At 68.4% G+C, this 23,933-nt stretch carries 27 protein-coding genes and 1 pseudogene; 12 read left to right on the top strand and 16 right to left on the bottom strand.

All coding sequences use genetic code 11. The features are described 5' to 3' along the window. Positions 1-16 precede the first annotated feature (16 nt). A complete protein-coding gene (locus C5E41_RS28730) occupies positions 17-526 on the top strand; it encodes a YbhB/YbcL family Raf kinase inhibitor-like protein (RefSeq protein WP_104378856.1) in 510 nt (169 codons plus the stop codon). 3 nt (positions 527-529) lie between these two features. On the opposite strand, the gene C5E41_RS28735 is transcribed toward C5E41_RS28730, so the two are convergent. Continuing rightward, on the bottom strand, positions 530-1,474 hold the full coding sequence (locus tag C5E41_RS28735; RefSeq protein WP_104378857.1) for a phosphotransferase: 945 nt from the start codon (positions 1,472-1,474) through the stop codon (positions 530-532). Positions 1,475-1,561: 87 nt separating this feature from the next. On the opposite strand from C5E41_RS28735, the gene C5E41_RS28740 reads away from it, so the two are divergent. Both C5E41_RS28740 and C5E41_RS28745 read left to right on the top strand, forming a co-directional pair. Next, the gene (locus C5E41_RS28740) at positions 1,562-2,008 is read left to right on the top strand and encodes a MarR family winged helix-turn-helix transcriptional regulator (RefSeq protein ID WP_104378858.1); all 447 of its coding nucleotides are present in this window, start codon (positions 1,562-1,564) and stop codon (positions 2,006-2,008) included. A gap of 22 nt (positions 2,009-2,030) precedes the next feature. Further along, on the top strand, positions 2,031-2,993 hold the full coding sequence (locus tag C5E41_RS28745) for an MBL fold metallo-hydrolase (RefSeq protein WP_258081325.1): 963 nt from the start codon (positions 2,031-2,033) through the stop codon (positions 2,991-2,993). Here C5E41_RS28745 and C5E41_RS28750 read toward each other — a convergent pair. Next, on the bottom strand, positions 2,965-3,612 hold the full coding sequence (locus C5E41_RS28750) for a methyltransferase domain-containing protein (protein WP_104378859.1): 648 nt from the start codon (positions 3,610-3,612) through the stop codon (positions 2,965-2,967). The two genes, C5E41_RS28745 and C5E41_RS28750, sit on opposite strands and share 29 nt — an antisense overlap. Positions 3,613-3,712: 100 nt before the next feature. On the opposite strand from C5E41_RS28750, the gene C5E41_RS28755 reads away from it, so the two are divergent. After that, the gene (locus C5E41_RS28755) at positions 3,713-4,453 is read left to right on the top strand and encodes a VIT1/CCC1 transporter family protein (RefSeq protein WP_258081326.1); all 741 of its coding nucleotides are present in this window, start codon (positions 3,713-3,715) and stop codon (positions 4,451-4,453) included. Here C5E41_RS28755 and C5E41_RS28760 read toward each other — a convergent pair. After that, positions 4,450-5,109 carry a pentapeptide repeat-containing protein gene (locus tag C5E41_RS28760; protein WP_104378860.1) on the bottom strand — a complete coding sequence of 220 codons (660 nt, stop codon included), beginning with the start codon at positions 5,107-5,109 and terminating at the stop codon, positions 4,450-4,452. The genes C5E41_RS28755 and C5E41_RS28760 overlap by 4 nt on opposite strands. Positions 5,110-5,338: 229 nt before the next feature. Further along, a complete protein-coding gene (locus C5E41_RS28765) occupies positions 5,339-5,953 on the bottom strand; it encodes an NAD-dependent epimerase/dehydratase family protein (RefSeq protein ID WP_104378861.1) in 615 nt (204 codons plus the stop codon). Positions 5,954-6,104: 151 nt separating this feature from the next. On the opposite strand from C5E41_RS28765, the gene C5E41_RS28770 reads away from it, so the two are divergent. The 5 genes from C5E41_RS28770 (at position 6,105) to C5E41_RS28790 (ending at position 10,400) form a co-directional block, all read left to right on the top strand. Beyond that, the gene (locus tag C5E41_RS28770) at positions 6,105-6,764 is read left to right on the top strand and encodes a PadR family transcriptional regulator (protein WP_104378862.1); all 660 of its coding nucleotides are present in this window, start codon (positions 6,105-6,107) and stop codon (positions 6,762-6,764) included. Positions 6,765-6,951: 187 nt separating this feature from the next. Beyond that, the gene (locus C5E41_RS28775) at positions 6,952-8,160 is read left to right on the top strand and encodes an FAD-dependent monooxygenase (RefSeq protein WP_104378863.1); all 1,209 of its coding nucleotides are present in this window, start codon (positions 6,952-6,954) and stop codon (positions 8,158-8,160) included. A 434-nt stretch (positions 8,161-8,594) separates the two neighbouring features. Beyond that, positions 8,595-9,470 carry an oxidoreductase gene (locus tag C5E41_RS28780; RefSeq protein ID WP_104378864.1) on the top strand — a complete coding sequence of 292 codons (876 nt, stop codon included), beginning with the start codon at positions 8,595-8,597 and terminating at the stop codon, positions 9,468-9,470. Between the two features lie 52 nt (positions 9,471-9,522). Further along, on the top strand, positions 9,523-9,996 hold the full coding sequence (locus C5E41_RS28785; protein WP_104378865.1) for a transcriptional regulator: 474 nt from the start codon (positions 9,523-9,525) through the stop codon (positions 9,994-9,996). Next, the gene (locus C5E41_RS28790) at positions 9,993-10,400 is read left to right on the top strand and encodes a DUF3817 domain-containing protein (RefSeq protein ID WP_030516104.1); all 408 of its coding nucleotides are present in this window, start codon (positions 9,993-9,995) and stop codon (positions 10,398-10,400) included. The genes C5E41_RS28785 and C5E41_RS28790 overlap by 4 nt, the downstream gene beginning before the upstream one ends. Before the next feature lie 89 nt (positions 10,401-10,489). Here the strand turns inward: C5E41_RS28790 and C5E41_RS28795 are convergent, their stop codons facing one another. From C5E41_RS28795 to clpS, 10 genes and pseudogenes are all read right to left on the bottom strand, one after another. Beyond that, complete coding sequence (locus C5E41_RS28795) at positions 10,490-11,098, bottom strand: non-canonical purine NTP pyrophosphatase (protein ID WP_104378866.1); 609 nt, start codon at positions 11,096-11,098, stop codon at positions 10,490-10,492. After that, positions 11,098-11,865, bottom strand: a complete 768-nt coding sequence (gene rph / locus C5E41_RS28800; protein WP_104378887.1) for a ribonuclease PH — start codon at positions 11,863-11,865, stop codon at positions 11,098-11,100. The genes C5E41_RS28795 and rph overlap by 1 nt, the downstream gene beginning before the upstream one ends. A gap of 101 nt (positions 11,866-11,966) precedes the next feature. Continuing rightward, complete coding sequence (locus C5E41_RS28805) at positions 11,967-12,731, bottom strand: cyclic nucleotide-degrading phosphodiesterase (RefSeq protein ID WP_104378888.1); 765 nt, start codon at positions 12,729-12,731, stop codon at positions 11,967-11,969. Positions 12,732-12,799: 68 nt separating this feature from the next. Beyond that, entirely contained in the window at positions 12,800-13,576 is a 777-nt protein-coding gene (locus C5E41_RS28810) for a rhomboid family intramembrane serine protease (protein WP_439956553.1), read from the bottom strand. 99 nt (positions 13,577-13,675) lie between these two features. Then, positions 13,676-14,638: a cysteine synthase gene (locus C5E41_RS28815; protein WP_104378867.1), complete on the bottom strand. Its 963-nt coding sequence runs from the start codon at positions 14,636-14,638 to the stop codon at positions 13,676-13,678. 101 nt (positions 14,639-14,739) lie between these two features. Next, positions 14,740-15,009: pseudogene (locus tag C5E41_RS28820) on the bottom strand (MoaD/ThiS family protein); the annotation flags it as partial. Between the two features lie 47 nt (positions 15,010-15,056). Next, positions 15,057-15,479, bottom strand: coding sequence for a Mov34/MPN/PAD-1 family protein (locus C5E41_RS28825; protein ID WP_030516111.1), 423 nt, complete (start codon positions 15,477-15,479; stop codon positions 15,057-15,059). 163 nt (positions 15,480-15,642) lie between these two features. After that, the gene (locus tag C5E41_RS28830) at positions 15,643-16,701 is read right to left on the bottom strand and encodes a P1 family peptidase (protein ID WP_258081327.1); all 1,059 of its coding nucleotides are present in this window, start codon (positions 16,699-16,701) and stop codon (positions 15,643-15,645) included. A gap of 40 nt (positions 16,702-16,741) precedes the next feature. Beyond that, complete coding sequence (gene aosR, locus C5E41_RS28835; RefSeq protein ID WP_104378890.1) at positions 16,742-17,311, bottom strand: oxidative stress transcriptional regulator AosR; 570 nt, start codon at positions 17,309-17,311, stop codon at positions 16,742-16,744. A gap of 22 nt (positions 17,312-17,333) precedes the next feature. Then, positions 17,334-17,639, bottom strand: coding sequence for an ATP-dependent Clp protease adapter ClpS (gene clpS, locus C5E41_RS28840; protein ID WP_104378891.1), 306 nt, complete (start codon positions 17,637-17,639; stop codon positions 17,334-17,336). Positions 17,640-17,881: 242 nt separating this feature from the next. Here clpS and C5E41_RS28845 point away from each other — a divergent pair, with 242 nt between their 5' ends. Further along, positions 17,882-19,195, top strand: coding sequence for a nicotinate phosphoribosyltransferase (locus tag C5E41_RS28845; RefSeq protein WP_104378870.1), 1,314 nt, complete (start codon positions 17,882-17,884; stop codon positions 19,193-19,195). Positions 19,196-19,230: 35 nt separating this feature from the next. Further along, complete coding sequence (locus C5E41_RS28850; RefSeq protein ID WP_104378871.1) at positions 19,231-19,809, top strand: isochorismatase family protein; 579 nt, start codon at positions 19,231-19,233, stop codon at positions 19,807-19,809. Between the two features lie 79 nt (positions 19,810-19,888). On the opposite strand, the gene C5E41_RS28855 is transcribed toward C5E41_RS28850, so the two are convergent. Then, positions 19,889-20,755: an alpha/beta fold hydrolase gene (locus C5E41_RS28855; RefSeq protein WP_104378872.1), complete on the bottom strand. Its 867-nt coding sequence runs from the start codon at positions 20,753-20,755 to the stop codon at positions 19,889-19,891. A 211-nt stretch (positions 20,756-20,966) separates the two neighbouring features. Here C5E41_RS28855 and C5E41_RS28860 point away from each other — a divergent pair, with 211 nt between their 5' ends. Further along, positions 20,967-23,087, top strand: coding sequence for an ATP-dependent DNA helicase (locus C5E41_RS28860; protein ID WP_104378873.1), 2,121 nt, complete (start codon positions 20,967-20,969; stop codon positions 23,085-23,087). Between the two features lie 174 nt (positions 23,088-23,261). On the opposite strand, the gene C5E41_RS28865 is transcribed toward C5E41_RS28860, so the two are convergent. Continuing rightward, positions 23,262-23,795, bottom strand: a complete 534-nt coding sequence (locus C5E41_RS28865) for a DoxX family protein (RefSeq protein WP_104378892.1) — start codon at positions 23,793-23,795, stop codon at positions 23,262-23,264. Positions 23,796-23,933 lie beyond the last annotated feature (138 nt).

Below are 23,933 nucleotides of genomic sequence, written 5' to 3' on the forward strand. Positions count from 1 at the left end.
GCTGAGCCACGGCCTCATGTCCGGGCAGGGACCGCGCAGCGACACCGTCTTTCGGCTCACGAGTCCGGATTTCGAGCCGGAGACCACGCTCGACATCCGGCATGCCTCCCACCGGATCGGTGGCGCCGACGAGTCCCCGGCCCTGGACTGGAGCGGAGCGCCCGACGACACGGCCGGCTTTCTGCTGGTCGTCGAGGATTCCGACGCTCCGACGCGGAAGCCGTTCGTCCATTGCGTCGCGCTCCTCGAGCCGTCGCTGCGGAGCCTGTCGCGCAACGCGTTACATGCCGATACGACCGAGCCCGGGGTACGGGTGCTGCGATCCGGTTTCGGCAGCGGCTGCATGGGGCCCGCGCCGATCAAGGGGCACGGTCCGCACCGGTACGTCTTCCAGTTGTTCGCCCTCGGCGCGCCCCTCACCACAGCCGCGGGGAAACCTGTAGGGAACGCGAAACCCCGGGATGTGCTGGCGGCCGCGCAGGCCGTAGGGCGGGCCCGGATCGATGGTTTCTACGAACGTCGTTGAGGCTCACTCGCCGTTCGGCCGATAGCTGCGCAGCGCCTGGCACAGTACCGCCAGTCGCTGTTCGCGCCAGTCCGTCCGGCCCTGTTCGATCGCGTCCAGCACGTCGAGTGCGGGGTCGGCACATGCCCAGAAGCGCAGCTTGTTCTCGGTGACCGGCCCGAGATCCCCTGCGCGACACCGCTGGATCTCGCGCACGAAGTCGCGCCCCGCCTCCGGGTACAGGTAGCAAAGGTCGTAGTCGGGGTCCCCGATCTCCACATCGCCGAAGTCGATCAGGCCGCTGATCGCACCGCCGGTGATCAACAGATGATCCAGGCTGATATCGGCATGGACGAGGGTCGGTTCGAAGTCGAAGTTCGCGTCGTCGTCGAGATATCGCTGCCAGGCCGCGGACAACTCCTCGGCCTCGGCCGCGTCCAGCAACGGAAGCACCGCGCCGCGAACGGACTTCAGATCCGCGGCGAAATCACCCCGCAGATCGGCGACCTCGACACCGTAGCTCCGCGCACGGTCCACCGGAAACGAGTGGATCCGTTCGAGCAGCTCCGCGATCGTCCGCGCCGCGTGCAAGCCCAGCAGGCCCCGCTCGGCCCATTCGGCTTCGTCGAGCGATTCGCCCGGCACCAGCGGATACACGCAGAACTCACCCGGCCCCAGCGGATTCGGCGCGGTGAACAGGAATTGCGGAATCGGCATCGGCAGGAAGGGGGCCAATTCCGGAAGCAGACCGGCCTCGCGCGCGATTCCTTCCGCGCCGTGCGGGTCCTGCGGCAGGCGCAACACGTAGGGCTTTCCCGCCGAATCCAGCTGGAGCGCAACGCTGTCCAATCCGGCACCCAGCAGGCGCAGTGAACCACCCGCCAACTCCGGCCGGGGCGAGCCGACGAGGGCGGCGCGTACCCGGTCCTGCCAGTCGGGCGGAAGTTCCACGCTCGCGCGCATATCCATGTCCGCATCGTAGAACCGGTGTCCACCGGTTATCGCCGATCGGCGCGCACCGGGCGGCCGGGGTGACGGCCGTCTAAGATCGGCGACGTGCCGGAATCCGGGAGCTCAGTACCCACCTCGGTGCAGGTGTGGCGGGCGTTGCAGCGGGTGTACGTCGACCTGCGCCCGGAGCTGGATGCCCAATTGCGCCGCGGCTACGGCATGCCCGCCAGCTGGTACGACATGCTCGTGGAACTCGCGGAAACGCCGCGTCTGCGGATGAGCGACCTCGGCGCGACCATGGTGCTCAGTCGCACCCGGGTGAGCCGCCTGGTCACCGAATTGGAGGCGCGCGGCCTGGTCACCCGCGAAACCAATCCCGCCGACGGCCGATCGGCGTACGTCGCCATCACCGTGGCCGGGCGGCAGCGGTTGCACGAGGCCACCCCCCATCATCACGCGGTCGTCGACCAGCATTTCGCCGGTCTGGGCGCCGACGAACTCGGCGCTCTCGCCACCGCCCTGCACAAGGTGCTCGCCGAGGACCGTCCGTGACCCGGTGGCGCACAATGGACCGATGTCCGCACTCTCGACGGTGCTCGATCCGCTTCGGCACACCGCCGGCTATGCCCGCTACTTCCTGAACAAGAGCGCTCGCGACCGCGAGGATGCGCAGGCATTGCGCGAACTCGAGGCCCGGCCGCTGACGCTGCCCGCCGGCCTCGAACTCGCCTGGCTGGGCACCGCCGGCTACCGGATGACCTACCAGGGCTCGACGCTGCTCGTCGATCCGTTCCTCACCCGGGTGCCGCTGTCTACGGTGGTGCGCCGCCGTACCGCACTTCCCGATCCCGCATCGATCGACCGCTTCCTGCCCGGCCTCGGCGACGTATCGGGAATCGTTGTCGGACACGGTCATTGGGATCACGCGCTGGACGCTCCCGAGCTCGCGCGCCGCTTCGGCTGCCCGGTCTACGGCTCACGATCGGTGCGCAATCTCATGGCTCTGCACGGACTCGGCGAACGGGGTGTGGAGGTGGAGCCGTACCGCCGCTACGAACTCGGGCCGTTCACGGTGACCTTCGTGCCGAGCGTGCATTCGAAGATTCCCTTCGGCACCCGGATCCCCTCCCCCGGCGACACCAGTTGCGAATCCCTGGCCGCGCTGGCGCCGATGGCGTACGGCTGCGGACAGACCTGGGGCATCCACATCGCGGTGGCCGGTATCGAGATCTATCACCAGGGCAGCGCCGATCTCATCGATGAGGCGATCCGGCACCGCGAGGTCGACATCTTCCTCGCCGGAGTGGCCGGACGGTCGGTGACGGCGGACTACTGGCACCGGATCCTGACCCGGCTGCGCCCCGCCACCGTCGTGCCGATGCACTACGACGATTTCCTCCGGCCGCTGGACGCGCCGATGGGCTTCACCGTCGATATCGCCCTGGCCGCGGTGCCCGACGAGATCGGCGCCGTGAGTCGCGCGATCGATGTCGTCGCCCTGCCGGCGCTCAGTCCTCGCGAACCGGACGTCCGATGAGCAGATGAGCCGGAATCGGCCGCCGGTCGATCTGCCGGTGTTCGACCGTCAGCCCGGCTCGTTCCAACGCGCCTGATACCTCCTCGACCGGCCGCAGCCGGAAGCCGTGCGCGGTGAACGGCATCTTCGCCATCGCCGCCGGATCCCCGATGCCGACCACCACCCGGCCACCCGGGCGCAGCACCCGCGCCAGCTCCGCGCAGGCCCGGTCCAGATCGTCGATGAAATAGACGGTGTTCACCGTGATCACCGCATCCAGGCTCGCCGATCCGAGCGGCAGCTCGGTGAGCGCGCCGTCCACGATCCGCAGTCGGCCGGTGCCGATATCGCGGGCGAAGCGAGAACGGGCTCGCGCCGACATATCCGCAGAGATCTCCACGCCGTGCACGGTCCCCGCCGCACCGACCTTGCGCAGCAGGATCGCCAGCCCCACCCCGCCGCCGAAGCCGATATCGCCCGCGGCCTGTCCCGCGCCCACCTCGGCCGCCTCGACCGCGGCGTCGATGGCGAAGCGATTGGTCCGGTTCAGCGTCCGCGCCACCACCTTGCCCAGCACCCCGTGCGGATTGCCCAACTGTTCGGCGACCGTGGACATAGCGCGTGTGACAAGGGAATTCATGTCACACATGCTACCGATCCGGACACGCCTCAGCGGCGGGCGCGGCTCGCTTGCGGCGCAGGTCCACCACTCGGCCCGCTGGGCGGCCTACTCTGCATCCGTGAACGACTCCGATAGTGTGCGCGACTCCGGGAGCTGGAAGCATCCGCACGAACCACACGGCGGCGGTTTCGCCTCCCGGCTGAACTGGTTGCGGGCCGGCGTGCTGGGCGCCAACGACGGCATCGTGTCGACCGCGGGCCTGGTGGTGGGCGTCGCCTCGGCCACCGCGGCCACCACGCCCATCCTCACCGCCGGTGTGGCCGGGCTGGTCGCGGGTGCGCTGTCGATGGCGGCCGGCGAATATGTCTCGGTCAGCACCCAGCGCGACAGCGAACGTGCCCTGCTCTCGCTGGAGAAGCGGGAGCTCGCCGAAGATCCCGATTACGAACTCACCGAGTTGACCGAGATCTATCGGCGCAAAGGACTGACGGAGGCGACCGCGCGGCAGGTCGCGCAGGAACTGACCGCCCACGATGCCTTCGCCGCGCACGCCGAGGCGGAATTGGGTCTGGACCCGAACGAGCTGACCAACCCGTGGCAGGCCGCGTTCTCCTCCGCGCTGGCGTTCACCTGCGGCGCCCTGTTGCCGCTGCTGGCGATTCTGCTGCCGCCGGCGAACTGGCGCATTCCGGTGACCTTCGCCGCGGTGCTGGTGGCACTGGCAGCGACCGGATCGCTGAGCGCGCGCCTGGGCCGCAGCAATCGGCGCCGAGCCGTCCTTCGGGTGGTGATCGGTGGTGCGCTGGCCATGGTGGTGACCTACGGTATCGGCCAGATCCCCGGGATTTCCAGCGGCTAATCTCGGATTCTGTTGTCGCGCACGATGATTCCCGCCGCCCGTGCGAAGGCGGGCGCCATCTCCATCAGCTGGGGTGTGGTGATGATCGCCCCCTTCAACGTCCCGATATCGGCGATGAGGTCCAGGGCGGCCGCGCCCCGCAGGTCCACATCCTTCAAGGTGGCCCCGTGCAGGGCGACACCCTCGAGCCGCGATCCGGGAAAATCGACCTTCCGAAGTGTGGCGGCGGAGAAGTCGGTATCGCGGAAGACGCATTCGGCGAAGGTCACGTCCTGCAGCGTGGCCGCGCGGAAGTTCACCGATTCGAATTTGCAGCCCTCGAACCGGATGCGGCGCAGCCGCGCGTCGACGGCGATCACTCCCGACCACGCGGAGTCGACGAATTCGGCATCCAGCCAACGAGTTTCGCAGGCGTCGATCCCGATCCACCGCACCCCGTGCAGCCAGACGTCGTCGAATCGGCAGTGATTCACGCTGCCGCCGCCGAGGACCACACCGGTCAGCGCCGACTCGTTGAACCAGGAGCCGCCCGCCGACACCTCCTCGAGGGACGTGGCGTCGAGGTGGACCCGCTCGTACTCGGTGTCGGGTGCGAGCGGCTCCAGCAGCGGCGTCAGACTCCGGGCAAACGGCAGATCGGCGAGGTCGCGAGGCATTCCTGCACCATAGACATGCGCACCGATCCTTCAATTAGATATCGGTGGGTTCGTAGCTCATGCCGCCGAGTCTGTCCGCGGGCCCGCACTCGCGCGATTCCCTCCAGGGTATGGCGGAGCGCCACGCCGGGGCCGACGATGATCCTTCCTGCCCGCCGACGAATCCACCGCCGAACTGCTTCGGCAACGCGCCGGGTGACCGATCGCGCTCGACCGGCCGGCGTCGAACCTACTGCACCGGTTCGAAATCCATGCGGCCGTCTTCGGTCACCGCGTAGATGCCCGAGGCCAGATCCAGCGCGACCACGGTCCGCGCCGCGGCCTCGGCGATATGAATGCGCGGCGGATCGGGCCGATCCGCGTTCTCCGGATAGTAGGTTCCGGGACCGTAGAATTGGCCGTAGCGCAGGACGACGCCACCGATCCCGAGCACCGCATCCTCCAGGAACTGCTTGGCGGCCTGTCCCTCTCCGGTCATCTCCCACGCGACGCTCTGGGCGAGAAAGCGTTTCGCGCCCGCTGCCTGTGCCGCGGCGATCAGATTCGCGGTGCCCTCGCGGCGCATCCGCGAATTCGCCGCCCGTCCGGCGGGCAGATCGGCGGGATCGTCGGGCAGGTCGGTGAGCTGGTGCATCACCAGATCGGGCGCGAAGTCGCGCACCGCCTGTTCCAGCGCCGCCGCGTCGTAGACGTCGCAGACGACCGGCTGGGCGCCGAATCCGGTGAGTAGCGATGTCTTCGACTCCGAGCGCGTGAGCCCGGCAACCTCGAATCCGGCCGAGACCAGCAGAGGTGTCAATCTGGCGCCCAGGACTCCGGTCGCGCCCGCCACAAAGATCCGCACGACGAATCACGATAACCGCCCGACTCCGGCCGGTTGGTTCGACACCTCGACCACCCGGGAGTGCTCGCCGTGTCCACGCCGTCATTCGCCTCCCGCTTGCGGAGCGATACTCGTAGACGTATATTCGTAGCCGAGTAAGGAGGTGTGGGCGATGCACCGGAAGCGAAAAGTCGCCAATCTACTGGCTCTGGCGGTCCTGGCGACGCTGATCGAACGTCCCATGCACCGCTACGAGATCGCGGCCCAGATGCGCGAACGCGGCAAGGACCGCGATATGGACATCAAATGGGGTTCGCTCTACACGGTTGTGCAGAATCTGGAGAAGCACGGATTCGTCGAGGTCGTCGGCAGCGAGCGCGACGGCGCCCGGCCCGAGCGGACGATCTACCGGCTCACCGACGCCGGCCGCGCCGAGGCCGAGGACTGGATCCGGGAACTGATCTCGTCCCCCGAACCCGAACCCCACCGGTTCGTGGCGGGTCTGTCCGTCGTGGCCCTGCTGCCGCCGGACGAGGTGATGACACTGCTCGACGAACGCACCCGGCTGCTCGCGGCGGAGATCGCCGCGCGCCGCCGGGAAATCGAGGAGCAGACACAACTCCTGCCACGGCTCTTCCTGGTCGAGGCCGAATTCGGCGTGGCGATGCTCGAGGCCGAGGCGGCCTGGGTCGCCGAACTGCGTACCGAGCTCGGCTCCGGCACCTTCCCCGACATCGATTTCTGGCGCCGCGCCCACTCGGAGCAGATTCCGCCCGCCGAGGTCGCCGCGATGGTGGAAGGAGGGACGTTCCGACAGCCGACCGACGACTGACATCCACGCTGATCCACTTATGAACCGGGCCCGGCGAAGTGCGGCAACACCGCGCCGAGCCCGATCCACACTGCACCTCTCGAACCGCATTCACGCAGGCGAACCCAGCCCGAGTATGGCAACTTCAGGATAACTGGGCAGCGCGTGCGCGGATCGGATCGGGTTCATCCACTCGAGGAGAATTCCCATGTCCGCAGTCACATCCGCCCTCGTCATCGGCGGCGGTGTCGCCGGCCCCGTCGCCGCCACCGCCCTGCGCAAGGCCGGAATCGAGGCCACCGTCTACGAGGCCTACCCGGGACCGGCCTACAACATCGGCAGCGCCCTGGGTTTCGCACCCAACGGCCTGGCCGCCCTGGACGCCATCGGCGCCGGCGATGCCGTGCGCGCCGTCGCTCTGCCGATCTCACGCACCGTGATGTCGTTGGGCCACAAGGACATCGAGCTGCCGACGGCCGCCGGGCTGGAACCGCTGCACGCGATCGATCGCAGCGCCCTGCATCAGGTCCTGCATGATCATGCCGTCGACACCGGCGTGGCGGTCGAATACTCCAAGCGCCTGGTCGGCGTCGAGGAACATCGCGACGGCGTGACCGCTCGGTTCGCCGACGGCTCCACCGCCTCCGCCGATATCCTCGTCGGCGCCGATGGCATCAAGTCGCGTGTGCGCACGCTCATCGATCCGAACGCCCCGGGCGCCGACTACACCGGCATGCTCGGTTTCGGCGCCTACACCGAGTGCTCGCACCCGGTCACCCCGGAGACCATGGTGTTCGCCTACGGTCGCAACGCCTACTACCTGTACTGGTCGATGCCCGACGGCCGGATCGCCTGGGGCGCCAATCTGCCCCATAAGCAGTATCTTTCGCTGACCGAGGCGCGGGAGGTTCCGGCCGAACGATGGCTGCGGACCCTACGCGAGGTCTACGGCGAGGACACCCCCGGCGCCGAACTGGTTCGCAACACCCGGCCGGAAGAGTTGGTCGTCACCGGCGGCCTGCACATCATGCCGCCGGTGCCGCACTGGTATCGCGACCGCGTGGTGCTGGTCGGCGACGCGGTGCACGCGCCGTCCAACAGCACCGGCCAGGGAGCGTCGATGGCCATCGAGAGCGCGGTGCAGCTCGCTCGCTGTCTGCGCGATTTCGATTCACCGGCAACGGCTTTCGCCGCGTACGAACGGATCCGCCGTCCCCGCGTGGAGAAGATAGCGGCCCGGGGAGCCAAGATCAACCAGTCGAAGACCGTCGGTCCGGTGATGCGCCGGATGATGCCGCTGGTCATGCCGCTGGCGACCAAACTCTTCAACATGGAGGAGGTCATGGCCCGCGAACAGAGCTACACCATCGACTGGGAGGCACCGGTCGACGAGCGCGCCGAACTCGCTGCCGCATGAGCGTATTCCTCTGGAGTACAGTCTGATTCGGCCCGGCGCTGCGGCCGGCGACGATCACACCGTCAGCCGCAGCGCCTCCGGTCGTTCCACTTCCGCCAGCAGTTTCGCCGTGATATTGTCCAGCGCCCGGTCGAAGAGTGCGCGATCGTCCGGGTATGGCTCAGGGGTGCGGGAGATTCGGCGACCGCGGCAACACCGGACATTAGCTCAGTATGTGCCCTTAGCCCGATTCGATCGGCACAACACGGCAATACGCCAGCTCGCTTACCTCGTCCGCAAATCTCCGGCATTCAAATCTCGCATGCCGGGACCACGGTCGATACCCTGATGACACCGTGACCGAACCCTACCGCCGGAACTTACTCTGGAGTAAGGTCGGGCGGTGAGGATGCGACGAGGCTCCTTCTCCCCAACGTAAACAGTGAGGTCTCCCCATGGCGTGGAATCCCAGCGAGATCCCGGCGCAGCACGGACGCACGTTCGTGATCACCGGAGCCAACGGCGGTATCGGCAAGCACACCACCCGAGCACTGGCCGCCAAAGGGGCGACCGTGATCATGGCCTGCCGCAACACTACGACAGCACAGCAGGTCGCCGACGGTATCGAAGGCGACGTCCGAGTTTCGGCACTGGATCTGGCCGATCTCGCCTCGATTCGCGAATTCGCCGAGCGCACCGGGGAATTCCATGTGCTGATCAATAACGCGGGGCTGATGAACATCCCCTTCTCGCGGACCAAGGACGGATTCGAAACCCAGTGGGGGGTCAATCACCTCGGTCACTTCGCGCTGACCGGACTGCTGCTGGACCGCATCGGCGACCGGGTGGTCAGTCTCGCCAGCATCGCGCACCGGCAGACGCCGAAGCTGTGGATCGACGACCTCAACTACGAGAACCGCCGCTATCAGCGCAACCTCGCCTACGCACAGTCGAAGTTGTCGAATCTGATGTTCGCACGCGAGCTGCAACGGCGCCTAGCCGAATCCGGATCCGCCAAGCGGTCCTATGCCGTCCATCCCGGCGTCTCGCCCACCGATCTGTTCACCCGGACCGAAACCCCGCTCGACAAGGTCGCCAAGCCCTTCATCGCACTGGCCGGGCACTCCCCGCGCAAGGCCGCGGAGTCGAGCCTCTACGCGGCCACCGTGCCGGATGCCGATCCGAACACCTACTGGGGACCGACGCTGCTGTTCGGTTCCCGCGGTCCGGTGCGGCCGTCACCGTCGAGCGAGCTGTCGAAGAACACCGAGCTGCAGCGGCGGCTGTGGGAGGAATCCGAGCGGCTGACCGGCGTGACCTACAAATTCTGACCAGCGCACCTCACACTACGGCCCGTGTAGTAGACCGGGTACCGTGGTAGGCGTGTCCGCTCCACATCGTCGCCCGGCTCTGATCATCTTGGTGGTCGTGGCCGCGCTGGCCTGCCTGGGGCTGGGCTGGTGGCAGTGGGGACGGTTCGAATCCTCATCCGGAACCGCGCAGAACCTCGGTTACGCACTGCAATGGCCGCTGTTCGCCGGATTCGTGGTCTTCGCCTATTTCCGGTTCGTGCGACTCGAACGCGATACCGCCGCCCAGCACACCGAGGCGACGGAGCCGGCCGAGTCATCGAACCCGGCCGAATCCGCGACTCCGGCTCGGCGGAAGACCAAACGCGCCGCTCCGCGCGAGATCCCGGCCGGCATCCTGCCCGAACGGCCGACCGCCGCCCGCGACGACGATCCGGTGCTGGCCGAATACAACAAATACCTTGCCGATCTGCACGCACAGGATGCGCGCGAGCGGATGCACGCCGTGGGGCTCGACGGCCCCGACACCGAGAGGAGAGCCGGTTGAGCGCCGACCACCCCACCACCCCGGCCGCCACCACCACACCGGCTCCGGCCGGCACGCCCGCCCCCGCGGCCCGCGACACCGGCCGCATCCGGTCGGCGCTGACCCGCTACCGCGTGCTCGCCTACATCACCGGTGTCTGGCTGCTGCTGTTGTGCGCGGAGATGGTGTACAAGTACCTGCTGCTCGACGACAGCAGCAAGGCGCCGCACTGGCTGTTCTACATCGGCCAGATCCACGGCATCTTCTACATGCTGTACCTGGTGTTCACCATCGACCTGGGCATCAAGACGCGCTGGAAGCCGCTGACCTTGGTGATCACCGCGCTCGCCGGAACCATCCCGTTCCTGTCCTTCGTCTGCGAGCACTACCGCACCCGCCAGGTCCGGGCCGAGTTCTTGAGCTGAGCCGCCGCTCCGGGTCTTCAGGCCGGATTCAGGCGGTGGGCGGCTGGGTTCCCCTGCGCTGGGCAGTTGGGCCGGTAGGGTCGAGCGCCTCAGGACTCGGCGAGTGCCGCCAAGGCCGGGAGGAGCGCGCGTAGGGCTCGGCCGCGATGGGATGCGGCGTCCTTGTCCGCCGGTGTGAGCTGGGCCGCCGACACCGATCCGCCGTCCGGAACGAACACGGGGTCGTAGCCGAAACCGCCGTCGCCGATCGGCTTTCGCGCGATCCTGCCCGGCCATTGGCCGAGGGTGACGACCTCACGGCCGTCGGCGACGAAGGCGCAGGCCGAGACGAAGCGGGCACCGCGGCGTTCGTCGGGCACGTCTCCCAGCTGGGCGAGCAGCAGATCGTTGTTCGCGGCGTCGTCGCCGTGGCGGCCCGCCCAGCGCGCCGACAGCACGCCCGGCATACCGTTGAGAGCGTCGACCGCGAGGCCGGAATCGTCTGCCACACAAGGTAATCCGGTGGCCGCCGCGCCGTCGCGAGCCTTGGCGAGAGCGTTCTCCTCGAAGGTCGCACCCGTTTCGGGGGCCTCCGGGAACGGCGGCACCTCGTCCAGGCCGATGATCTCCAGACCCGCGACGCCCGCCTCGGCGAGGATGCGGCGCAATTCGCCGAGCTTCTTCGCGTTGCGACTGGCCACCAGTACCCGGCGCGCCATTACTTCCTCTTCTCGCCCGGCTCGGGCAGATGTCCCGGATACGGCAACGCGAGCGCCTGCTTCTGGACCTCGAACAGCTGCTCACAGCCGGCCAGCGCGGAATCCAGCAGCTTGTCCAGGGTCGAGCGGGGGAAGGTGGCGCCCTCGCCGGTGCCCTGGATCTCGACCAGGGTGCCGGTGTCGGTCGCGACCACGTTCATATCGACCTCGGCGCGCGAATCCTCCTCGTACGGCAGGTCCAGGCGCACCCGCCCGTCCACCACACCGACGCTGACCGCGGCGATCATGCACGAGATCGGCTGCGGGTCGGCCAGGCGGCCGGCGGCGCCCAGGTAGGTGATCGCATCCGACAGCGCCACGTAGGCACCGGTGATCGCCGCGGTGCGGGTGCCGCCGTCGGCCTGTAGGACATCGCAGTCGAGGGCGATGGTGTTCTCGCCGATCGCGGCCAGGTCGATGCACGCCCGCAGCGACCGGCCGACCAGACGGCTGATCTCCTGGGTGCGCCCGCCGACCTTCCCCTTCACCGACTCGCGCCCGCTGCGGGTGTGGGTGGCGGCCGGTAGCATCGCGTATTCGGCTGTGAGCCAGCCCAATCCGGAGTCGCGTCGCCACGGAGGCACGCCCTCGGTGACGCTCGCGGTGCACATCACCCGCGTCTGACCGAATTCGACCAGTACCGAACCCGCCGGATGCGTGGTGAATCCCCGGGTGATCCTTACCTCGCGGAGTTCGTCGTCCGCTCTGCCATCGGCTCGTCTAGACACCACGCCAGCCTAAGGGATGGGTACGACGGCCCTCCCCCGGCGGGGCACAGAGCAACGGCCCCGGGTGCGACACAGCCCATCGGCCCCGGCGGGGTGCGTGCTCAGATGTCGATGACCTCGCCCGGCGATACCGCGTGCACGGGCCCGCTGAACTGTTCCTTGGCCTCGGCGATGACGTCTTCGCGCGAGATCCACGGCGGTATGTGAGTGAGCAGCAGTTCGCCGACACCCGCACGGGCGGCGATCATTCCGGCCTCGGTACCCGAAAGGTGAATTCCCGGTGGGCGATTGGCCGGATCGTGCGTCCACGAGGCTTCCGACAGCAGGATGTCGGCGCCCTCCGCGAGTTCGAAAACAGCGGGGCACAACGCGGTGTCACCCGTGTAGACCAGGGTGCGGCCGGTGGCGGTGGTGATGCGCAGACCGTAGGACTCCGGCGGGTGGTACATCCGGCGGGCGACCACCGTGTGGCCGGGACCGAAGCGCACCTCGGCGCCCTCCTCCCAGGGGCGCATATCGATCACATCGGACCAGTCGTCACATTCGCCGCCGATCTCGGCCGAGGCGTTGCCGATCCGCAGCGCCGAATCCGACGGGCCCTGCACGATGGCCTTCCCGGTCGGCGGGTGCGGGTGATACCGCCGCCACACCAGCAATCCGGGCAGGTCCAGGCAGTGATCGGCGTGCAGGTGGGTGAGGAAGATGTCGACCTCACCGGGATCCAGGTGGCGCTGCAACGCACCCAGCACGCCGGGACCGAAATCGAGCACGGTGGGCGTCATCTCCGGACCGGTCAGCAAATAGCCCGACGCAGGGGAATCCGGGCCGGACACACTGCCCGAACACCCGAGGACGGTGAGTCGCATTTCCCCATGCTGCCACGCTGCATTCTCACTCAACTGGGGATCCCCCAAATCGCCGGGCGGGTCCGCGGTCACCCCGACGATGCGAGGCGGCCGGCACTCTCCCCGCGACGATGACGACGTTCACTCGATGAGAGTACCCAGCCGGCCAGTAGTCCACCCATCGCACCGAAAAGATGCCCTTGCCAAGAGATTCCGGGCTGGCCGGGCAGCACACCCCACAGAATCGAGCCGTAGAGCAGACCCACGACGACACCCACGAGGATCTGCCCCAGGTTGCGGGTGAACAGGCCGCGCGAGATCAGATAGGTGAGCCAGCCGAACACCAGGACCGAGGCGCCGATATGCACCGAACCGCTCGCCCCGGTGAGCCAGGTGCCGATCCCCGCCACGACCCAGACGATGGCGGTCGCGGCCAGACCGCGACCGATCCCGGTGAGCAGCGTCAGCAGTCCGAGCACGATCACCGGCAGGGTGTTGCCGATCAGATGCGCCCAGTTCGCGTGCAGCACGGGGGCGAAGACGATGCCCTCCAGACCCGCGGCCGTCCGGGGCCGCACCCCCGCACCGTCGAGGTCGTGATGCGAGACGGTGTCGACCCCCTCGACCGCGTACAGCAGCGCGACGAAGCTGAGGGTCATCGCAATTGCCCGCTGCCACAACAACTTCAGCGCGGCGGTACGCCCGGACTCGGATACCGGCGTATCGGGAACGGGCCGCGACGGCGGAAATTGCGAACCGGACGGTACGGAACCGGCGGGCGTTCCCGCGGACTTCTGCAGCTCGGCCCGCAGCGCGGCAATCCGATCCGGGTCGAAGGACGAACCCATCTGCTCGGCCACCGCCATCACCTCCTCGCGAGACCGGCCGTCCGGTCGCTCGCCCTCAACGGTACCGCCGCGGCGAGAAACCGGACTCGGACCGGCGATTCGGCCGGTCCACCGGAGTTACGCCCAGAGTTGGCCTTCGAGCCGTTCCTCGGCTTCCTCGAGCGTGCCGTCGTACGCGCCGGTCGACAGGTATTTCCATCCGCCGTCGGCCACCACGAACGCGATATCGGCCCGCTTGCCCGCGCGCAGCGCCTTGTTGCCCACACCGAGGGCGGCGTGCAGGATCGCACCGGTGGAGATGCCGGCGAAGATGCCCTCCTCCAGTACCAGCTCCCGGGTGCGCCGCACCGCGTCGTAGGGCCCGACGGAGAACCGCGAGGTCAGCACCGATTCGTCGTAGAGCTCCGGAATGAAGCCCTCATCGATGTTGCGCAAGCCGTAGACCAGTTCGCCGTAGCGCGGCTCGGCGGCCACGATATCGATCTCCGCGACGTTTTCGCGCAGGTAACGGCCGGTTCCCATCAGGGTCCCGGTAGTGCCCAGACCGGCGACGAAATGGGTGATCTCCGGAAGGTCCGCCAGGATCTCCGGGCCAGTGCCCTGATAGTGCGCGTCGGCGTTGGCCGGATTGCCGTACTGGTACAGCATCACCCAGTCGGGATGTTCGGCGGCGATCTGCTTGGCCTTCGCGACGGCTTGGTTGGACCCACCGGCGGCCGGCGAGTCGATGATTTCGGCACCGAACATGGTCAGCAGCTGCCGCCGCTCGACCGAGGTGTTCTCCGGCATCACACAGACCAGGCGATAGCCCTTGAGCTTGGCCGCCATGGCCAGCGAGATGCCGGTATTGCCACTGGTCGGCTCCAGAATCGTGCAGCCGGGCCGCAGGGTGCCGTCGGCCTCGGCCTGTTCGATCATGCGCAGGGCAGGGCGGTCCTTGATCGACCCGGTCGGGTTGCGGTCCTCGAGTTTGGCCCACAGCCGGACGTGGTCGTCACCGTCCCATTTGGGCGAGAGCGTCCGCAGACCCACCAGCGGGGTGTTGCCGAGGGTCTCGATCAGCGATTCGTAGCGTGCCACGGAAATCAGCGGCCGAGCGCGCCGCCGGCGACGGTGCTGTCCAGGCCGCCTCCGGCGACGGTGCTGTCCAGGCCGCCTCCGGCGACGGTGCTGTCCAGGCCGCCTCCGGCGACGGCAGGAAGAATGGTCACCGATCCGTTGGCCGGAACCTCGGCCTCCAGCCCACCGGCGAAGCGAACGTCCTCGTCGTCGACGTAGATGTTGACGTAGCGGTTGAGCTTGCCGTCGGACAGCAGGCGCTGTTCGAGTCCGGGGTAGTTGGCCTCGAGGTCGCCGATCACCTCGGCGAGGGTGGAACCGGTCGCCTGGACCCGCTTCTCACCTCCGGTGAGGGTGCGCATGATGGTCGGGATGGACACGGTTACCGACATGGGTGCTCCTGTTTCTTCTGGTCGCCTGGTTCGCGGACGCGTCGGGCTCAGGCCCGGGGGTATTCGGTCACGATCTTCACCGGCTCCTCGGTGACCACACCGTCGAGGATCCGGTAGCTGCGCAGTTCGTGCTCGTGCGGGTCACGGGTGGACACCAGCACGTAGTGAGCGTTCGGCTCGGACGCGTACGAGATGTCCGTACGGCTGGGATAGGCCTCCGTGGCGGTGTGCGAGTGGTAGATCACCACCGGCTCCTCGTCGCGGTCGTCCATCTCCCGCCAGACCCGCAGCTGTTCGCCGGAGTCGAACCGGTAGAAGGTAGGCGAGCGCTCGGCGTTGATCATCGCCACGAATCGCTCGGGACGGTCGGAGCCCTCGGCGCCGGCGATCACACCGCAGGCCTCGTCGGGATGATCGGCGCGGGCGTGCGCCACCATCGCATCCACGAGATCGGCCCTGATCACCAGCACAGTTCGAATCCTTCCGCTCACCGCACGACGCGCCCGGCCCGCACGGGCCGTATCGCTGCCGTCAACGGCCGAGGATATTCGGCTATTCCCACCCACCGCGCGGCCGGGCCTGATATAGCGCCTCGGACGGCGACGGAAGACCTCGGCCGGTGCCGGACACCACTCAGCCGAACAACTCGCGGTAGGTCGGAATACCCGCCACCGGGCTAGCCCGCAAGATCGCGTCCACGATCGCCCGCTCCACACAGACCGCGGCCGCGGTGCACAGTTCGTCGAGCAGCGGCAGATCCGCCGGAAACGCGGGTGGCAGTGCGATATTCGATTCCGTGGTCACCGTGCCGGTGGCAAGCGCGAACAGCGTGTCGCCGTCGAGCGGGGAATGGGCGGGGCGGATCGCGCGCGCCAGCCCGTCGTGCGCGGTGACGGCGAGGCGACGGCATCCCGCCGGATCCAGCGCGGCATCGGTGGCCACCACACCGATGGTGGTGTTGAGCACCGTTCCCTTCACCGGTAGGGCATTGGCGCGGGCCAGCGCTTCGGCGGTGGCGGGTGCCAGACCGAAATGCTCCGGTCCGTCGGTACCGGCTCCCCACGGCAGACCGGTACGCGGATCGAATACCGAGCCGACCGGATTGGCGACCACCAACGCCCCGACGGTGTGACCGTCGGCCGGGCCCGCGGTGAAATGCACACTGGCCGTGCCGATTCCGCCTTTGAGGGAGCCGGCGCGCGCGCCGGTACCGGCGCCCACACTGCCGCGCTCGAACACCGCACTCGCCGATTCCGTTGCGCGATAACCGAATTCCGCGGTCGGCCGGATATCCCACGCTCCCACCGGGAGATCGAAGATCACCGCGCCCGGCACGATCGGCACCACCCGGGAGGGATCGGCCGGATCCATCGGAATGCCCTCGCCGTCCTCCTCCAGCCGGCGCATCACCCCGTCGGCGGCCGCCAGCCCGTAGGCGCTGCCGCCGGTGAGCAGCACCGCATGCACCTGCCGCACCGTCTGTCCGGGATCGAGCAGATCGGTCTCGCGGGTACCCGGTCCCCCGCCGCGCACGTCGACCGAGGCGGTGGCGCCGCCCGGCACGCGCACCACGGTGCAGCCAGTCGCGGCGCCGGAACCCGGAGTCGCGTCCGGATCGAGTTCGTGATGATGGCCGACGAGCACACCTGCCACATCGGTGATCGCATCGCGTTGACCCGGCACCGAAGTCACATGTCCTCCTGCAGAGGTCGGCATCCGCGCGAGAGCGGAATCAGGGAGCGAGGGCGTGCAGCAACGAATCCTGCATCCAGGTCAGCCAGTGGTAGACGTCCAGGTGCGGGGCGCGAGGGTCGTCCGGCTCGAGTTGGTCCGGCGTATCGGCGTCGATGCCCAGCGCGGTGCCGAGCGCCAGCCGCACGTCGTTGAGCGCGTTCAGCCAGGCGTCGGCCTGTTCGGGGGTGAGCACGATCTTGCCGCCGCGCTCGGGCAGGGTTTCCAGGACCACCATGCCGGCGGCGACCTTCGCGTCGATGATGTCGGGTTCGTGCAGGCTGCGCAGGGCGCTGTTGAGATCGGCGCGGTCGGCGTCCGGGGAACCGGGTTCCTTGCGATGGAAGTCGGGCAGCAGCCGCGCCAGGCGCGGGTCCTCCGGCGGAACGCTGTTGCCGGTGCGAAGTCCGGTCAGCTCCGCGAGATCGTCCTCGGGAGTGGACCGGGCCCGATCGGTGAGCAGTCCGGTTACCGCCCCCACCAGCGAACGCAGGACGTCCGCCTCCCTGGGGTCCATTTCCGACCGCAGCTTGAGCCCGCTCAGCGAGTTCTTCCTGCTCCACTTGCGCACGGGGCTACCGTAGCCGTCGCGGTCACTGGTCACGTTGCATGGTCGCCCAGAGTCCGGCGGCATGCAGACGCTGAACGTCGTGCTCCATCCTGTCCCGGGACCCCGACGACACCACCGCCTTGCCCTCGTTGTGTACCTGCAGCATCAGCTCGGTTGCCTTGGCTTTGCTGTAACCGAAGAGCTTTTGGAAGATGTAGGTGACGTAGTGCATCAGGTTCACCGGGTCGTCCCAGACCACCGTGACCCACGGCCGATCCTCGGCCTCCAGGATCTCGGTGACCTCGACGGCTTCCGGTGTGGCCTGAGCCGCCGACAACTGTCCGGCCACGACGCATACGCGGCTGCTCCGCCCCGCCCACGACTGCCCGAGCCACGCCGTGTCCTGCGGGCCCGTCACTCGCGCCGCTGCCTGGTTCGCGCCGACCGGACCGGCGGCGATCCGGACGGCGTCTCTCATGCACAGACCCATACCCTCAGAGTACGACGCGCCTCCGGATTAACAACACCCGCGCCGTGCTGTCCCGAAGCCCATCCGCGCCGCCGCGCGTCCGGTATGTCTACAGTGGCCGGGTGGACACATCGGCCGCCGCCGCGAGCACCGCCCTGCTGACCGACCAGTACGAGCTGACCATGCTCGCGGCCGCCCTGGCCGACGGTTCGGCACAACGGCAATGCACCTTCGAGGTATTCGCTCGCCGGTTGCCACACGGCCGCCGATACGGCGTTGTCGCGGGTACCGACCGGTTGCTCACCGCGTTGCGGGACTTCCGTTTCGGCGAAGCCGAACTCGCTGTGGCAGCGCGATTCCTGGACCCGCGAACCCTGGAGTGGCTGCGCGATTTCCGCTTCACCGGCGATATCGACGGCTACCTGGAAGGTGATTTCTACTTCCCCGGCTCGCCGATCCTGTCGGTGCGGGGCAGTTTCGCCGAGTGCGTGGTACTGGAGACGCTGATCCTGTCGATCCTCAATCACGACAGTGCGATCGCCGCCGCGGCGGCCCGTATGGTCAGCGCGGCCGCGGGGCGCCGGATGATCGAGATGGGTTCGCGCCGCACTCACGAACTGGCCGCTCCCGCCTGCGCTCGCGCCGCCTATCTGGCCGGATTCGACGCCACCTCGAATCTGGAGGCGGTGCGGCGCTACGGGATTCCCGGCGCCGGCACCAGCGCGCACGCCTTCACGCTGTTGCACAGCGGCCCCGACGGACAGCACGAGGCGGCGGCATTCCGCAGTCAGGTGGACGCGCTGGGCATCGGCACCACACTGCTCGTGGACACCTTCGACATCACCGCCGGGGTGGCCCGCGCGATCGAGGTGGCAGGGCCCGAATTGGGCGGTGTGCGTATCGATTCCGGCGACTTGGGCGTGTTGGCGCGGCAGGTGCGCGACCAGCTCGACGCCCTCGGCGCGAAACACACCCGCATCGTGGTGTCCGGTGATCTGGACGAATACGCGATCGCCGCCCTCCGCGCCGAGCCGGTCGACGTATACGGCGTGGGCACGTCACTGGTCACCGGGTCGGGCGCGCCGACCGCCGGAATGGTCTACAAGCTGGTGGAGGTCGAGGGCGTCCCGGTGGCCAAGCGCAGTAGCCACAAACAGTCGCGAGGCGGCACCAAGCGCGCGGTCCGACTGTCCCGCGATACCGGCACCATCGTCGAGGAGATCGTGTATCCGGCCGCGGCGCCCCGACCCACCGGCAATGGGTACGAGGTGCGGGATCTGCTGATTCCGATCATTCGCAAAGGCGAGCCGGTAGCCGATTCACCGGACCTGGCGAGCAGCCGGGAGTTGGTGGCACGCGGGCTGGTCAGCCTGCCCTGGGAAGGTCTGAAACTGTCCGCGGGCGAACCGGCTGTCGCGACCACATTCCTACAATGAAGTAGAGGCAACCGGCGCGAAACGAGGTGCGGGAGATGGGTAGAGCACTCATCGTCGTCGATGTGCAGAACGATTTCTGCGAGGGCGGCTCCCTCGCGGTCTCCGGCGGCGCCGCGGTGGCCCGGCAGATCAGCGACTATCTGGCCGCGCACCGCGGCGACTATGCCGCGATCGCCGCCACTCGCGATTTCCATATCGATCCGGGTTCTCATTTCTCCGATCGTCCCGATTTCGTTGATACCTGGCCGCCGCACTGCCGGGCCGGCACGCCGGGTGCGGATTTCCATCCGAATCTCGATATCTCCGCGGTGGACGCGGTGTTCTCCAAGGGCGCTTACAGTGCCGCCTATTCCGGATTCGAGGGTTCGACCAATGATGCGGTCGAGCTCGCGGAATGGTTGCGCGGCAACGGCATCGACGCCGTGGACATCTGTGGAATCGCCACCGACCACTGTGTCCGAGCCACCGCCGACGATGCCCGCGCTGCCGGTCTGTCCACGCGGGTGCTGCTGCATCTCACCGCGGCGGTGTCACCCGAGACGACCGCCACCGCGCTGGAAGGTCTGCGGGCGGCCGGAGTGGAGTTGGCGGGCAGCGTGCCCACGAACACATGAGCGGGCGGCGAAGGCCCCTTGCCCGATCGCGACGCCGGCACGGTCCGCGGCGCACGCCGGACCACCGCCGCGAGATGGACTAGGAGTCCGCGGCCAGGAATTCCACCAGGGCGGCGGCCACCGGTCCGGGGTTCTCGACCTGCGGGTAGTGACCGGTCGCGGGCGCCGCGTCCAACACCTCGAAACGCGCCTTCGGCAGCCGTTCCCGCAGTCGCGGCAGCAGGTGTCCACCGCTGATCGGGTCGGCCGGGCCCCAAACGAAAAGCACCGGGCCGGGATAACTTTCGAGTGCCCGCTGCCAGCGTTCGGCGTTGGCCCGACGCTCGGCGTGGTAGCGATTGAGCGCCCATTGCACGCGCTTACCGCCGCCGTCGGTCATCGCCAGCCACATCTGATGCAGATCGGCATCGGAGACCGGGCGCCCCAGGATCCTGCGCAGCGTCATCCGGAAGGTCGTCTCGGACATGAGCGGATTCAGTATCTTGCCGATCGGGGTGGTCATCAGATGCTGAATCGGCAAGGGCCGGTACAGGTCCGGGTACAGGCCGCCGTTGAGCCAGGCCATCCGCCGTACCCGCGCACTGTCGCGGGCCAGCAACTCCTGTGCCACGCTGACCCCGTAATCGTGTGCCACGAGCGCGGTGCCGGTGATTCCGAGCCGCTGCCAGAGCTGTTCGACCAGCGTGGCCTGTTCGGTCATCCGGTAGTCGTGCCCGCGCGGTTTGTCGCTGGCACCGAAGCCGAGGAAATCCAGAGTCGTTACCCCGCAGCCGGATTCGGTGAGGGCGGGCAGTATCGAGACCCAGTCGTGCGAGGACGTCGGATATCCGTGTAGCAGCGTCACCGGCCGCCCGTCGCTCGGGCCGTCCTGCCGGTGGAAGATCCGGTGGCCACTCAGTTCCAGGTGCGAACCCCCGGCGATCCAGGTGCGGTAATCCGGCTCCACGCGCGTCTCCTTCCCCGTACCGCACCCCCTGATGCGGATCACCGCCAACCCTACTGGCCGTCCCGGACGCGGCCACCGGATCCGGCGTCACCCCGACGCCCCTGTGGACAACTCCCGGCTTGTGCACAACCTCGCGCAGACGGGAGCGGGCACGCACGGGCGACCACCGCCGGTCGGGTCGATTGTCGGCAGGGGGCGCTAGTCTTCCTGAGTGCCCGAACTCCCGCCCGTACCGACCCTGCTGGCGACCGCCGTGGAAGCACTCGGCGGTACCGCGCGCACCGGTCAGCAGACGATGTCGGCCGCGGTCGCGCACTCCATCGACACCAAGGAGCACCTGGCCGTCCAGGCCGGAACCGGCACCGGCAAGTCGCTGGCCTATCTGGTGCCGAGCCTGCGGCACGCGGTGCAGAGCGGACGGACGGTCGTCGTGTCCACCGCCACGATCGCGCTGCAGCGGCAGTTGGTGGACCGCGATCTGCCGCGGTTGGCGCAGGCGCTGGAGAAACCACTGGGCCGGCGCGGCCGATTCGCGATCCTCAAGGGCCGCAACAACTATCTGTGTCTGCACAAGATCAACAGCGCGATCCCGGACGAACCACCGGAGACCGAACTGTTCGACGCCTTCGCGATCTCCCGGCTCGGGCGCGAGGTGCAGCGACTCAACGAGTGGGCCTCCGACACCGAGACCGGCGACCGGGACGAACTGGTCCCCGGCGTCAGCGACCGGGCATGGCGCCAGGTCAGCGTGTCGGCGCGAGAATGCCTGGGCAAATCGCGCTGTCCGTTCGGCACCGACTGCTTCGCCGAACGCGCCCGCGCGGAATCCGGACAGGCCGATGTGGTGGTCACCAACCACGCGCTGCTGGCCATCGATGCCATCAGCGGTATCCAGGTGCTGCCCGAACACGATGTGGTCGTCATCGACGAGGCGCACGAACTGGTGGACCGGGTCACCGGCGTGGCGACCGCGGAACTGTCCACCGCCACCATCACCGCCGCGGCCAAGCGCTGCGCCAAACTCGTCGACGAGGGCGATCTCGACCGGCTCGAGGGCGCGGCGGAGGCTTGGCACGAATTGCTCGAGGATCTGCCGGCGGGCCGCTGGGACGAGCTCCCCGCCGGCGGCGATCAGGTCCTGGCTCTGCTGCGCGACGCCGCCTGGACCGTCCGCACCGCCCTCGCGCCTCCCGGTTCCGGTGCGCCACCAGGCGATCCGGAGGCCGCAGCGGCCCGCAATATCGCGGTGGCCGCGGTCGAAGAGGTACACGATACGGCCGTGCGCGCGCTGACGGCGTTCGAGGAACCCGATCCCGCGGCCCGCCGCGATGTGCTGTGGCTGGCCGTGGACGAGGTGCGCGGCGTCGCCCGGCGCACGCTGCACATGGCCCCGCTCTCCGTGGGCGGATTGCTGCGCAGCCGGTTGTTCGGCGCCGCGACGGTCATTCTCACCTCGGCCACGCTGCAGGTCGGCGGATCCTTCGACGGATTGGCCGTCACGTGGGGGCTGCCCCCGCAGACACCCGATCGCGCCGGAACCGACGTCCCGAGCGCCGAGCGCGCGGACAAGGGCATCCGCCGCATCGACCCGGCCCTGGCCAACGGAGCCGAAGCTCCCGCCGACACCTCGGTCATGCGCTGGAATTCGCTGGATGTGGGCTCACCCTTCGATCACGCGAAATCCGGCATCCTCTACGTCGCCAAACATCTGCCGGCCCCCGGCCGCGACGGCCTGGCCCCGGCCTACCTGGACGAGATCGAGCGGCTGATCGAGGCGGCCGGCGGGCGCACGCTGGGGCTGTTCTCCTCGATGCGCGCCGCCAAGGCCGCCAGCGAGATCCTGCGCGAACGCCTGGACACGCCGATCCTCTGCCAGGGCGAGGACGCCACCGGCACCCTGGTCCGCCGCTTCGCCGACGATCCCGCGACGTCACTGTTCGGCACGCTCTCGCTGTGGCAGGGCGTGGACGTTCCGGGACCGTCGCTGAGCCTGGTCATTCTCGACCGGATTCCCTTTCCCCGGCCCGACGATCCCTTGCTGGTCGCCCGGCAGCAGGCCGTCCAGGCACGCGGCGGCAACGGCTTCCTGACCATCGCGGCCAACCACGCCGCCCTGCTGCTGGCTCAGGGCACCGGACGGCTGCTACGCAGCGTGCACGATCGCGGCGTAGTGGCGATTCTGGATCCCCGGCTGGTGACGGCCCGGTACGGCGGATATCTGCGCGCCTCGTTGCCGCCGTACTGGGAGACCTCCGACCCCGAGGTTGTCACCAAGGCACTACGGCGCCTGACCGCCACGGCCGCCGACCTGACCGCCGCCGCCGAAAACTGAACCGAACCGTTATGTGACACCAGCCACATCGACTGGGAACCTACTTCTGTTCGGAAGTAAGTTGGCGAACGATACTTCCGGTGCACCCCAATTCCCACATCGGAGTATCCGAGGTCCCCGCGTCGCGAACCCTGCACGCGACGTGGGGACACTCATATCACCCGGCCCGCGAAACTACTTCACCAGCAAAGTGATCACCGCGGCCACCACGCCGATCACGACCGCACCGACTCCCCACACGATGCCGTGCCGCTGCCACGGCCGCCCGTGGTCGACCGAGAACCGGCCCGGACCGGTGAAGCCCAGCACCGCCGCGACCACCGCGAACAACAGGGCGGATTCGTATCCGGCGAGCCCGTGCGGCCAGGTCACATGCATCGCATTGATCATGGTGCCGAGCACGATCGCAGCAGCCAGTGGCGTCACCAGCCCGAGGAACAGCAGACCGCCGCCGACCGCCTCACACAGCCCGGCGAGCGTGGCGAAGAATTTCCCGGGGTCGTAACCCATGTGCTGGAATCCGTCGGCGGTCGCGGACAGGCCGTCGCCATTGAACCAGCCGAAGAGTTTCTGAGTGCCGTGCACGAACAGCAGTCCGCCGAAGACCAGCCGCAGCAGCAGCAGGCCGATATCGGCGGCGAAGGGATCGGCCGCGGTCCGGAATTCCAGCGGGCGGGCGGCGGTCCGGGACTCGGGATTGGCGGTCATGATCGTCGGAGTCCTCATCTCGTTAGTTGGCGAAAGCAAATCGGACCACGGTCCGATTGATAACACGGTGACCAACCGAACCCGGTTCACGGGTCATTCCATGCGGTTCGTTCCGTAAGGCTTGCCCATAAGACGAGG

It is taken from the genome of Nocardia nova, assembly GCF_002933465.1.
Lineage (GTDB): Bacteria > Actinomycetota > Actinomycetes > Mycobacteriales > Mycobacteriaceae > Nocardia > Nocardia nova_B.